Annotated in this window: 13 protein-coding genes; 11 read left to right on the top strand and 2 right to left on the bottom strand. The window is 59.4% G+C overall.

The features are described from left to right. The first annotated feature begins 100 nt into the window (after positions 1 to 100). Together IG178_RS03825 and IG178_RS03820 are read left to right on the top strand one after the other, a co-directional pair. Positions 101 to 412, top strand: a complete 312-nt coding sequence (locus IG178_RS03825) for a hypothetical protein (protein ID WP_193211192.1) — start codon at positions 101 to 103, stop codon at positions 410 to 412. Between the two features lie 350 nt (positions 413 to 762). Next, positions 763 to 1983, top strand: a complete 1221-nt coding sequence (locus IG178_RS03820; protein ID WP_193211191.1) for a tyrosine-type recombinase/integrase — start codon at positions 763 to 765, stop codon at positions 1981 to 1983. A 546-nt stretch (positions 1984 to 2529) separates the two neighbouring features. Here the strand turns inward: IG178_RS03820 and IG178_RS03815 are convergent. Further along, positions 2530 to 3420: a hypothetical protein gene (locus IG178_RS03815; protein WP_193211190.1), complete on the bottom strand. Its 891-nt coding sequence runs from the start codon at positions 3418 to 3420 to the stop codon at positions 2530 to 2532. A gap of 448 nt (positions 3421 to 3868) precedes the next feature. On the opposite strand from IG178_RS03815, the gene IG178_RS26350 reads away from it, so the two are divergent. The 4 genes from IG178_RS26350 (at position 3869) to IG178_RS03795 (ending at position 8257) form a co-directional block, all read left to right on the top strand. Next, positions 3869 to 4090 carry a helix-turn-helix domain-containing protein gene (locus tag IG178_RS26350; RefSeq protein WP_193211189.1) on the top strand — a complete coding sequence of 74 codons (222 nt, stop codon included), beginning with the start codon at positions 3869 to 3871 and terminating at the stop codon, positions 4088 to 4090. A gap of 72 nt (positions 4091 to 4162) precedes the next feature. Further along, positions 4163 to 5368 (top strand): hypothetical protein, encoded by a 1206-nt coding sequence (locus tag IG178_RS03805; RefSeq protein WP_193211188.1) that lies wholly within the window; start codon positions 4163 to 4165, stop codon positions 5366 to 5368. A 76-nt stretch (positions 5369 to 5444) separates the two neighbouring features. Beyond that, complete coding sequence (locus IG178_RS03800) at positions 5445 to 6830, top strand: hypothetical protein (RefSeq protein WP_193211187.1); 1386 nt, start codon at positions 5445 to 5447, stop codon at positions 6828 to 6830. Between the two features lie 317 nt (positions 6831 to 7147). Continuing rightward, positions 7148 to 8257: a hypothetical protein gene (locus IG178_RS03795; protein ID WP_226894756.1), complete on the top strand. Its 1110-nt coding sequence runs from the start codon at positions 7148 to 7150 to the stop codon at positions 8255 to 8257. A 105-nt stretch (positions 8258 to 8362) separates the two neighbouring features. On the opposite strand, the gene IG178_RS03790 is transcribed toward IG178_RS03795, so the two are convergent. Further along, entirely contained in the window at positions 8363 to 8602 is a 240-nt protein-coding gene (locus IG178_RS03790) for a helix-turn-helix domain-containing protein (RefSeq protein WP_343225922.1), read from the bottom strand. Between the two features lie 199 nt (positions 8603 to 8801). On the opposite strand from IG178_RS03790, the gene IG178_RS03785 reads away from it, so the two are divergent. From IG178_RS03785 to IG178_RS03765, 5 genes are all read left to right on the top strand, one after another. Beyond that, complete coding sequence (locus IG178_RS03785; RefSeq protein WP_193211182.1) at positions 8802 to 9080, top strand: transposase; 279 nt, start codon at positions 8802 to 8804, stop codon at positions 9078 to 9080. After that, the gene (locus IG178_RS03780; protein ID WP_193211180.1) at positions 9074 to 9973 is read left to right on the top strand and encodes an IS3 family transposase; all 900 of its coding nucleotides are present in this window, start codon (positions 9074 to 9076) and stop codon (positions 9971 to 9973) included. The genes IG178_RS03785 and IG178_RS03780 overlap by 7 nt, the downstream gene beginning before the upstream one ends. A 511-nt stretch (positions 9974 to 10484) precedes the next feature. Further along, positions 10485 to 10679 (top strand): hypothetical protein, encoded by a 195-nt coding sequence (locus IG178_RS03775; RefSeq protein WP_193211179.1) that lies wholly within the window; start codon positions 10485 to 10487, stop codon positions 10677 to 10679. Between the two features lie 113 nt (positions 10680 to 10792). Then, positions 10793 to 11314 (top strand): hypothetical protein, encoded by a 522-nt coding sequence (locus IG178_RS03770; protein ID WP_193211178.1) that lies wholly within the window; start codon positions 10793 to 10795, stop codon positions 11312 to 11314. Further along, positions 11311 to 12129, top strand: a complete 819-nt coding sequence (locus IG178_RS03765; protein ID WP_193211177.1) for a PD-(D/E)XK nuclease family protein — start codon at positions 11311 to 11313, stop codon at positions 12127 to 12129. Before IG178_RS03770 ends, IG178_RS03765 begins: the two co-directional genes overlap by 4 nt. The last annotated feature ends 179 nt before the right edge of the window (positions 12130 to 12308 follow it).

The raw sequence follows: 12308 nt of genomic DNA, 5'->3' as shown, positions 1-12308 counted from the left end.
TTCGCAAGCTCTTGGGACATTCTTTCGTGTCCCGTCCGGGGAGCACAGGGAAAGACGATCCTTGCCGCCGTCCGGCGAGTCATCTAATGCTCCGGATGTTATGCAAGAAGAACGCCAAGTTGATCTGCTGGCCGCTGAGATCCGCGCCCTCCGCCAGGACGTCCGACGCGGGTTCCGCAACGCGCTGTGGGTCTTCATGGGGGCGGTGATTCTCATCTGTCTCACCTTTGGCCCGAGGATCCCCAAGTCGACGGTCCAGGTTCTTGTCGCCACCGGAATCGGGGTGCTCTTTTTCTACCTTGTCGGACGGGTCTTCCAGTCGGCGTTCAATGCCCGCCTGCGCAAGCGCAACGAGCGGGAAAGGTTTGCCATCCTCTCCGGCCGCGCCCCTGCCGCGCGAAGGGGGCACTGAACAAAATCTCGCAGGACCTCCACCGAAGGCGGATTCCGACAGGGCGAAACCACGGCCCCAAGCGCCCCTGATCGCCGATTCAATCAGTCCGGTGACCCGACCGGCTTGCGGCTTCAACCACGCTGTTCTGTTCATCGACTCGTGCCACCGGCCGGACTCGAACCGGCACGCAGGTTGCCCTGCAACGGATTTTAAGTCTGTAGTAGAATATCGCCACACCTCTTACTCAGGAACTTACACTCCGCATTTTCTCTGAATTCCGCTACTTCTCGGATTTTAAGGGCAATACGGGCAGGAAATCCTCCGTGTTTGAGTTGCTAGAATCCGCAGCGCCAGCCCATCGTTAGGCCATGCCGAAGCGGCCCCAGTTCACCGTCGTCAAGACGTCCGAAGGATGGCGGGTGAACGTGCCGGCGAGCCTCGCCGAGTCCGGCAAGCGCGAGCGGTATTTCCATCAGACGAGGGACAAGGCCCAGCAGTACGCATCGGAGCTGCGAGAGAAGTACAAGCAGCACGGCGAGGCCGCCGCGATCATCCGACCGAGCCTCGCCGAGGCGGCAACCCAAGCGGAGAAGATCTTAAAACCGTGGAGGATCTCGCTGGTCGAGGCGGCCAGGATGGTCGCCGAGATCAAGGAGCGGGAGAACGCCAGCAAGCCGGCGAACGAGGCCATTGATGCCTGGCTCCTTGCTTGCGAGGGACTGCGTGCTCGCACACTCGATGGATACCGTCAGGTTTCGAGGAAGCTCAAGGCAGCATTCAACGACACCCTCCTCACATCCATCGGCGCCGAGGACATCCAGAACATCATCGCCCCTCCCGGCATCACCGGCGCGGCCGTGCTCGGCCGAATCCGGAACGCCAGAGCCTTCTGGAGATGGGCAGCGAAGAAGGGATGGTGCGATGCCGACGTCTTCAAGGCCGTCGAGGCACCGAAAAACGGGCGCCACCAAAACGAGATCGCCATCCTCACACCAACGGAGGCCAAGTGCCTCTTGCAGGTCGCGGAGGCCCACTACCCCGACGCGGTTGCCTCCTACGCCCTCCAGCTCTTCGCCGGGATCCGGGTGGAGGAACTCAGACGACTGGAGGCACGACATGTGACCGAGGGCGGGATCGAAATGTCGGCTGACATCACCAAGAGGGGCCGGCGCCGGCATATCAACCCCCACCCCACCCTCAGCGCTTGGCTCGCCATCTACCCCTATTCGCCATGCCCCAACTGGCGCGAGGTCGACAAGGCATGCCGTAGACTCGCAGGCTGGAACCTCGACTCCCGACTGCTTGAGAAGCAGGCAGCGCAAGCAGCAGCCGAAAATGGCTCCGAGCCGGAGCAACTTCCAGTTCCCACGCTGGGACGGTGGCCACAAAACGCCCTCCGACACTCCCATGCTTCGTATGCCGTGGCAGCCGGAGCACCTCTCGAAAGCCTGCTGTTCGAGTTTGGCCACACCCAGAATCCCTCCGTCTTGCGGGAGCATTACATCGGCCGGGCGAGCAAGAAGGACGCCATCGAGTTCTTCAAAATCAGACCCAAGGGCGAAGAAGTTCCCAGCATCGTGGCCGTCTGACACAGCCGAAGTCATTACCCTGCCGTTGTCCCAGCTCGCTTACGCACCACGATCTCCGCAGTCCTGCTTGCGGCAGCGGGCAAATCTTGACCTGTACCAACGGGACGGCCAGCCATCGCCCCGAGCAGCGTTCGATTCCTTTTGCGGAATTTAACGATTCCAACACCCCTTCATCACAGAGCCAATGGTCGCATCGAAAAAGCACTCTCTCAGATCGAGTTTGCCGCGGACCGGGAAATGGACTGCCAGTGACCGGAGTATCGTTCGCATCACTCCCTGTTATTCCCACTCTTGAAATCTCCGCGACACGGTCATTGGTGAGGCATACCGTTCAGGCAGGTCCTCCCACTCCGCCCAGTCCGCAGCATCTGGAGAATACCATTGTGAAATTTGCGAAAGTCCACCTAGCCCCCCCCAGACGCCAACGTATTGTCGCGCGAAATCAGCGACCAACAATCCCTCATTTCGACTTGGTCAAATCCATGACGTAACCATGCCGCACCCCGAAACTCATCAACAGCGCCATCTGGGTTAGTTTCTTCCAAACTACGCACCATCTCCCCCAGCCGCATAGGTCTCCAAGATCGACAAGAATCCCTTGTATCGCGGCACCAAATCCACATCCATGATTCGATCCAAGGTTGACGTCCAAAACTCCTCATCAATTCCCTCCTGACTAGCAAAAAGATACAGCTCATATGGCCGAACTCGCTCTGCTTCACCCCCGACAATAAATCCATCCAAAGTCGGAGAATTGCAGACAAAATCCATGAATCTTGAAACAGCAAACATTGCAGGGGGATCTTCCACTATATATTTCTCGCAACCTTCCCTGAGCCGCCCATCCAACATTTCTTCCACGTGGCGAACAATCCCCTCCTTGAATAACTCAACGTCCGCCACCAACTCTTCAATCGAAAGCCCATTGACAAGCTCGGAAACCCCCCTTTTCAGCCTCACGGACATCGCCTCCCCCGCATCCCAAAGAGACAACTTTTTTTGATGGTAATACTGAAGCAACGAAAGCCTTCGGTTAACTTCGCTCTCCACCTTACGGAGCAGCATTCTGTTTCTTTCCCTGATCTTGACATGCCCCGAGACCTTCCCCTTCCATCCAACCTCCTTGAACCGCGATTCAATCTCCCTTGCGCTCATTAGAGGTCCATTTTCTTTGAAAAGCTGATAGGCATGTACACGTCTCCCAAGGTGATCCTCCGATTTCTTGAGAAGCAGCTCGGCATCCTCGAAAAGATCCGACACCCATTGATCGGAACGGCGCATCGCATCAACTAGAGGAGAGTGATCGTTCTTAAGAAGATCGATTACTTTCCCAATCAGCTGAATTCTTGGATCATCATTCACGCCCTCCATTTTCTCGTCCTTTTGCTGGGGACTCGCGCTTCTAGGGAATTCCCACTCCCGTAGCAACGAAATCATGCTGCTGCGTGATCCTGGTCTTCCGCTGCAGAGAAGACTCTCTGGTAAAAGGTCCATCCGTCGTCAGCGACTTCGAATTCCCGTTGCCTTCGGCCAGATCGAGCACGGCAAGCAACGAATTGATCCACGTCAGGAACCGCTCACGTGAATCGATAGGAACCCGAAGCAGCTCTCCGATTTCGGGGACCAGACCTGGAATGGGTCATTTTTTTCAGGAGTTCCAACGCCTCGCAGCGGTCCACCATAGCTGTTCACGCCCTGTTCATTCTGAAGTGCAGGTATTGGAGGAGCGTTCACGCTCTGATCACAGCTTCCTGAGACCCAAGATAGAGATGTTCACCACGGGTCCACCACCCACCCACCCAACACCACGCATATAGCTCTTCTTCAGAGACTTGTGAAATTTTTTCGCCTTGCATCTTGCCAACTTCCCCGACCCATTGGGGACATGGAGAAGCGACCAAGCTCGATGCTGCGGGACCAAGCCGGGATGCCTCTCCCGGAGTTCTCGACCGCCACACAAGTTGCCGAAGCACTCCAAGTCTCGGCCCGGACCATTCTGCTTTGGGAGGCTGAAGGGAAGATCGTGGCCGCATTCCGCCACGGTCGAACCGTTCGGTTCAACCCCGCGGACGTCGCCAGAGCGCTAGGGATCGCAGGCTGCGAGTGAGCCAATTCCCTTTGTAACATCTCTGAAATCTAGTTCACGATCCATCTCCCCAAACCGCATCCACACCCTCCAATGATCGACGTCATCAAGATTGCATCGGACCGAGCCCGGATGAGACCGGACGCTTTGTTTTTGGCCAAGCGCCATCAGCTCTACCAAAGATCCTCCATCTACCACAGTAATCTTTATCTCTCCAAGCTGGCAGTAGTTCAGTTTGGAAATGCCGGCCATCGCTTCGCGAGCATAAAATTCCTGGTGCACGAGGGCAAGCCAACCACTCTCATCGGCGTAACCGCGAACTTTCCGGCACTCCTTTTCGGACACAACGGTCGACTCCTAACAACCCAGGACGATATGACCCTGGCGTTCACCATTCTCCGCTCGATGATCGATCCGTTGGTCTATAAAGATGACACTCGGCTTATCCTACCCGGCCTCGACGAGGACAACTTTTCTCACATTTCTTCCATCGAGTGCCCCCTACAGTTCCAAGACCCCAGATCGGAGCTCCTGCTAGCGTCCCATTTGTCTGCTTGTCGCAATTTCAGGAAAACTTCCCAGATATTTCCTGGAGAAAGCGTCCATCACAAAAGCTCGGAAGTCGAACTAATCTTCTACGACAAGCTCGCAGAATCGAGGGCCGACAGCTGCGTTCCAGAAAATATCCCGTGCACGCGGGTCGAAGTCCGCTTCCCCAGTTCCAGGCGGCTGCTCAGTGCCCTGGGCCTTTCAAGATCCAAGAATACGGTGCCAGCCGCCATACCGATTGGCAACCTGTTCATCGCCTTCCGTGAAGTAATCGATCACTCGCTTGTTGGTGCCCCAGCCGATCCGCCAAAAAACCGCCCCAGCAGGCTCAAAACCGCAACCCGCTCGATTCTAAAACTCCTCGACGACAAGGTCGGACTGCTCGCTGCATTGGAGGAACTGAGGCTCGAGAAAAGCCACGAAGAGCACGGGAAGATTCGCCGGGAGTTGTTCCACGAACTCGCTCGCCTTCACCCCGTGTCACTCCCTGCAATGCTCAAGGAGTTCCCGTGGGACTTACTCAGCGAGGTCGTCCGACCAGATCTCGAAGGCAACCATGAGCTCTTGAAGGTCCGTGAAGGCTGGCCGACCGAGCCTGCGGACGACGTCGTGGAGACATTCTCCAAGGTCCGAGTGTGCCAGCGCCCAAACCAACTATCCAAAGCCAATCGGAAAGCGCTGGCAGCATCAGTGACCGCCCCATTCAATCGCATTGCTGGAGGACGTGTATCCCGCTCATACACGACTTGATCCGCCACCCCACGTTCCTCTCTCACCCGCGCAGACTTGCTCCCGCGAAGCAACCACATCTCATGTTAAAACAATGATGATCGACCCCTACGGCTTAGAATCCTGGTCATCGCATACCGGTTCCTCGGGACATGCAACAGCACTCCAAATGGCGGCAATGCTTGCCGGCGTCGCAGGGCCCGTGGTGGAGCTAGATCACGACGATGTTTCGCGGCCGATGAGCCCGCTATTGCCAGTTCTCGTGACGAATGGCGGTGGCCGCCCGCGGGCGCTTGAAGTTCTCCGCTCCACACCCCTGGAGATGGACTCACGATTGCGCCAGCGATTCGCAGCCTGGACTGCGGAAGAGATTCATGAGGCCGCCGACAAGTTGCGCGGCTCCCGTAGCCAGTTCATCGAGGCAACCGAAGCGAACCGCTTCGCTCAGGTTTGCGGAATACTCAAGGAAAGCGACGGGATGGGTGGGCCTGACCCCTATCACTCCGATTGGGAGCCCGACGCCTACGACCGCCGTCTCCGCACGGTCCTCCGCCCAAGGTTCATCCTTGAATGCCCCCCCATCTCTAAGATGGAAGAGTTGGTAGCAAGCTGCCATGACTCGATGGCCCTTCTTCCTGGCCTCCCTTTGGAACTGCTGCTTCGGGGTGGCGATCGGGCGTTTGAACTTTTCTTTGGGTTGGTGGCGGGCCGAGACCTTGATCTCCCAGTGCGGGTCACAGGAAAATCGCTCGCAACCTCCGAAAGAGGCCAGGTTCGCTGTATTTTGACCGCGACGCACGCAGAGATCGCTGATGCCATTGAGGCTTTCCCAATCTTCGCAAACCGGGTGGTGCTCGTCAGAGGAGACCGTCCAGCGGTGGTAGGGCCAAGAGACGAACGTTCGATGGCCATCTTCGAGCATGTCTTCTCCCGTCAGATCCAGCTCGCTGCTGACAAAAGACGTCGAGGCCACTCTTTCGAGTTCCGCCCTTGGAGTCCAGAAGGCCGCCATGCCTACAGGGAGGTCCAGTTACGTTTCCTAGATGCATGTGACGCGGCGAAGGTTCCCTGCACAGGGCTGGAGGACCTACCCGCAATCATGCGCTGGACCTTCAGTTTAATTGCGCGCAGCGACACGCCACCTCATGAAGAAGTTGCCGAGATCATCCACCAGCTCTGCAATGGCCTGCTGAGAGACCACGTCCACCTTCTCAGTGCGGCTCAGCAGCGCTCAGCACGTGCCCGGCAACTGGCGCTCGCAGAGAAGCTGGTCGGCCGAGTGTCGGCCAAACAGCCGGTTCGCCAACGCGACTTGATCCGGACCTTCGACAACCAGAAGGTCGAGCGATACAGACCAGTTCTCGACCTGCTGGTGGAACTGGGCGTGCTGGTAGAGGAACCCCGCAATGTGTTCCGACTTGGGGCCCAACAGTTGGATTCGGTGCGGTCGCGCTGGCTCAGCGACTCGATGCTGCTGTCCTGAGCGATCAGCTTTCGGACCAACTTTCCAATGCCGGAGACAGTCCGGCGGCGAAACCTACTTCCCTCATGAGCAATTCGCCCTCTCGGACTACCGCCCACACTGCCCCTCGCATGTCCACTCCTCCGGGACTGCTGGGTCCTCTCGTCACAAGTGCATTTCGTATTCAGGGCCGGATTTCAGGAGTCGAAGCAGCAGACGCACTGGTCCAAGCCCTCCTTTTCGGTGTCGGCCTTGGAGGGACCAGGCTCAGTTGGAAGCACCGTGAGCCCAAATCCCCCCCTCAGGTCGGTCGTTGCTCCGCGACTCTTGCGTTAGACATGGACGAATGCCCATGGTGGTTGCGCCTCAGCCTCCACTATCCGTTCGCACTCCAGGAGCGGGCAAAAGTGGCATCCCGGCGGGAATTCCTCAATCAACCATCCGCCGCCCAGATCCGACTGCAGAAAGACCGGGCGAAAATGTTGCGAAGCTGGATGCCGAACACCCCAGCAACCGCCCTGCTGACGACACAGGTCCGCCGGTGTCCACGGAACGTCGACTTCCTCCTTACCGTTCCAACGCGCGGCTGGCTCAAGCAGACCCGCTCCGAATTCGGCAACGATCGCCTGCTTCTTCTCGATGGCAACAAGGACTACGACCGCTTGCTCAAGCACCGCGAGGTCCCGCCCTACTTGCTAGAAATGGAATCCGGCGGCAATGCCTGGCCGCGGGTAACACTGCATGGGTGGTTGAAGCACGACGCTGTCATTCGCACAGTTCGGAAACTGGATGATGAAGCGGTAGGCAGACTCGGATGGCTCGTCCCGGTCGGTAGTGGCAAGGTTCAAGAAGAGGGTGACCCGGATCGGGTTCCAGTGATCGATAACCTGTTTCAAAAAATGTCGGCGCTTCGGCTGGGGAAGTCATTTTGCTTCAGTCCGCCGCCGGAGATTGCATCACGGATAGAAACCGCAACATCGGATCTGAGGACCCTTCTCACCAGCCAGCCTATGCATCTCCATACCTTGGGGTTGCACGAAGACCAACTGGTCTGGCAAATCGCCGCCCTCCTGGCATTTATTGCCCGGGGGAACCAGGACGAGGACCTTCATCCGCATCACCTCCATGAGGTGGTCGATGCAGCTGCCGCAGTCGCCGGCCGCATTGCCGCCTCCCACCTCAATCTTTTGCGCCAGGCACTCCCTGTAGGACGGGGATTAAATCCCTTGGCCCGCCAGATTGTCGACCGCCTTGCCAAAGGCCCCGCCACCCCCAGGGAGCTCGTCAGAAGTTTTCATAGAATCCGCACAGACGAGGTCGAGCAGTTCCTCCATCGGCTTGCCCAGAACGGCCTGGTAGCCCGAATCGACCAATGTCGGTGGTCCTTGGTGAGGGTACCACTCCCGGATCTGTCAGCGATCATGTCGGAAAGCATCGTGGAATCGTGATGACCCGCCATTCTGGCCCCAAAATGCACTGACAACACTGACACATTGCCCCCGCGAAAATTTTAAACACGGTCTTCCGACCCGGAGACCCTCGGGCGGGTAATATCAACCCAGCAATTCACCAGGCTCGCATCCGAAGGCTTTCGCCAGGGCGATAATCTCCCAGTCGGTTACGAGTCGATTCTGTAGCTCGATCCGCGCGATCACATCACGGGAAGCATCCCAACCTCCCAGCTGGCATTTGCTGGCAAGTTGGTCCTGCGACCAGTTTTTCCCCACCCGGAGCCTGCGGATGACGGGTCCACAAAAATTAAGCTTTCCAGATGAGGAGGCGCGCGGATTCACCGCGCAAATGTCCCTCACCATCAACCTTGAAATGTGCGGTCACCCACACATAATGTCCCGGTGAATCTCCGCTTGATGCTCACCCTCCTCCTCGTCACAAGTCTCATTGTATGCGGCTGGCAGACCTCTTGGCGTGCTCCCCGGAAATTGATCCGTCTGCTATGAGAGTCCCCGGCGCGGGCCGGGTCCGACTCTCACCATGAAAAGAAAACGACACACCCCAGAACAGATCGTCAAGAAGCTGCGGACGGCCGGCGAGGAGCAGGCGCGCGGGACGAGCATCGATGAAGTCTGCCGCAAGCTGGAGATCAGCGTGGCGACCTACCATCGCTGGAACAAGGAATACAGCGGAGCGAAGACCGAGACAGTCAAACGGCTCAAGGAGCTTGAGAAGGAGAACGCCCGGCTCAAGAAGCTGGTGGCCGAGCAGGCCTTGGACATGGACATGCTCAAGGAGATCAACCGGGGAAAGTGGTAGGCCCGGAGCGCCGCCGTGAAGCGGTCGGGCACCTGTGCCGCGTCTTCGAGGTGGGCGAACGCCGGGCCTGCCGGTTGATTGGGCAGCCGAGGAACACGCAACGATACGAACGAAAGCAGCCGATGAAGGACCGCGCCCTGACTGCTGACATCCACCGCCTAGCGCGCAGCGAACCGCGTGCGGGTTATCGTGGCGTGACCCGCCTGCTGCGCCGGGAGGGCTGGCAGGTCAACGAGAAGCGGGTGCACCGGATCTGGAAGCAGGAAGGCCTCAAGGTGCCCGCGCATCCGGCCCGCAAGAGAGCACGCGGCAGCGCGGAGAACTCGATGCAGCGGAACGCCGCGACCCGCATCAATCAGGTTTGGACCTACGATTTCGTTCACGACCAGACCGATGATGGCGGGCGGTTGAAATGGCTGCCGATTGTCGATGAATACAGCCGCGAGCTGCTGAGCATCGAAGTGGCGCGCTCGATCACCGCCGAGGATGTGGTGCGCGACCTGGAGCGGCTGGTCCGGGAACGCGGAGTCCCCGAGTTCATCCGATCCGACAACGGCCCCGAGTTCGTTGCGCGGGCGGTGCGGGACTGGATCGAAGCGAAAGGCTTCAAGACGTGCTTCATCGAGCCCGGGAGTCCCTGGCAGAACGCCTACATCGAAAGCTTCAACTCCCGCTTCCGCGACGAGTTCCTCAACCTCGAGGTCTTCGGCAGCCTGCTGGAGGCAAAAATGCTGGGCGAGGAGCACCGCTACAAATACAACCACCAGCGACCGCACTCTTCCCTGGGTGATCTGACCCCGGCGGAGTTCGCGTCCCGCTGTCCTTCTCCGCTTCGGCCACCGGTCATGTCTCCGAAGGACAGCGCGAACCAACCGCAACCTCAACTCTCATAGGAGCTGGTTCAAAGAGCGGGGGCACGCCACTCTCGGATTCCCAAGATTGAAAGGGAATACGCGGGGCTCTTGGCCGAATACAACAGCCTACATCGTGGAGCAGTCTCGGGGTATCAGTCGCGAAATCGTTCATTGATGGACTCACTCTCGGCTCGACAAGCAACGAGGGAGTCTTCTCCGAATCCAAGAAATGGGACCGCTTTTTCGCTGATTTCGAAGAGCGCAAGGCCGAGCTTCTTCATTCCGCTGCGACCGCGAGAACCTACCGTAGATGGTCATTGGCCCTCTCGATTGGGGCCCTTGTAGTTTGCTGGGCTGCCAAGAAAAGAAACGAGACCCGTCACGCGGGGGCGAGCTTTAGACCCGGTGACCCGAGGTTTCAGATTAGCCAATCAACGAACTCAGACCACTGGTTTCGGCCGGCTCCTCCTGAAATAATGTTGGCTGCCGCGTTAGATGAGAGAGAACCACCTGCGGGTTTTTCTGCGGGTGCCTCCAACCTCATCCAGTCATGCCCAGAACCTTGTACTCTCCCCGATTGTCCGATGACGTCGTGAGAGCGCTCTACCGTGAAGGGCAGCGCCGGAGGATGCCGATGACCCGCCTCGCCGACCTGCTTCTCAGGCAGGCATTGGCCGGAGCCAACAGCATCACCGCCTTGCCCGATCCCCGACCTGCCGATCCTCCCGGTCGCATGGTCGTCTGAAAACACCATCCATTCCCCGGTCACCCGAGCCCCGGTCACCCAAGCCCCGGTCCTCCTCGTGAGGCCGGGGCTTTGTCGTGTCCGGACTTCAACCCCAACCAAACCAACCAGCCATGGCCATTAAACTGATCGCAAACTACAGCAAACGCCTGGGCCTCCCGGGCTACTCGTCCCACCAGTTCAGCATCGAGATCGAGACAGAACTGGTCACCACCGACGATGTCGCCGGCGAGTCCGCGCGCATTTACCAGCTGCTCCAGACCAACGTCGACGAGCAGATCCGCAGCACCGGATTCGTCCCTCCTACCGGTTACGGGATGGAGGAAACTCCGCCCAACGCACCGGCACCGACCAATGGAAGCCGCCGCGCTCCGGTCAACGGGCCGTGGAAGTGCACCGTCAAACAGCGCGAACTGATCGAGAACATCGTGGCCGAGCACAACCTCGACAAGAACGAGGTCGACCACCTGGCGCGCCAGCGCTTCGGCAAGGGCGTCCGCGAACTCAACAAGGTGGAGGCCTCTGGTCTCATCGACGAGCTCATCGACACCCACGACAGCAGGCAGCGCCCGGCAAGCAACGGCCGGCGCCCGTCCGCCTACGCCGGGGTCAACGGGAATGGAGGTGGCCGGTGATCGCCCTCGCCCAACAGCCGAAACCGGTGGCCTTGCCGGACTACATCAGCCCCTCCGCCGCCAAGTCCTACCTGGCCTGCTCGCTGCGCTTCTACTTCGAGCGCGTCCTGCAGATTCGCAAGCCCACCACCCCTGCCCTGCACCTCGGCAAGTCGGTCCACGCCGCACTCCAGGCATTCCACCTGGCACGCTGGCGCGGGACTGATGATTCCCCCGAGGTGGTGGCGGCATCCTTCGAGGACGCGTTCACCAAGCTGGAGCGCGACGAAGGCCCGGTCCGTTGGAAGGAAGGCGAGCGCGAAAAGTGCCGCCTCGCCGGGCTCCGCGTCGTGGCGGCCTACCTCAACTCCCCGGAAGTGCAGCAAGGCAAACCGCGGGCGGTGGAGGTGCCGCTGATCGAGAACATCACCGGCCTGTGCGTGCCCCTTACGGGAACCATCGACCTGGTGACCGCCACCTTCGCGCCGATCGACTTCAAGTCGGCCGCCGCGAAACCCGATGCACAGCACGCCGCCTTCGACCACGAACTGCAGCTCGTCGCCTACCAGCTGTTGCTGGAGCAGGCCACGGGCGAACGTCCGCCGTCACTTGACCTGGTGTTCCTGGTCAAAACGAAGGTGCCCCAGGTCATCCGCGTCTCCTCCCCGCCTGCCGACCGCAGCCGCAAGGACCGGGTGATCCGCATGTTCGACACCGCCGTCATCGGCATGTCGGAGGGACGCTTCCACCCGCAACCCGGCATGACCTGCCTCAGCTGCCAGTTCCGCAACGAGTGCAAGTCCTGGCCGGGCATCCTGGAAAGGAGGGTCGCATGAGAATGCTCGCCCTTCTTGCCCTTCTCCTTCTCTCCGGTTGCGGCAACAAACGCCAGATCGACGAGGAGCAGGCCCGCCAGGCGGACATCGAGCGCGAGGTCGAGGCCAGGATCGCGGCCCGGACTTCCAGTCATTCGTCCGACGGATTCAGCGTCGTGCGTCTGGTCACCTACGGCCTC

Source organism: Neoluteolibacter marinus (assembly GCF_014904755.1).
Lineage (GTDB): Bacteria > Verrucomicrobiota > Verrucomicrobiia > Verrucomicrobiales > Akkermansiaceae > Haloferula > Haloferula marina.
The sequence above is the reverse complement of the archived record's forward strand: the minus strand, read 5'-3'. Positions and strand labels throughout refer to the sequence as shown.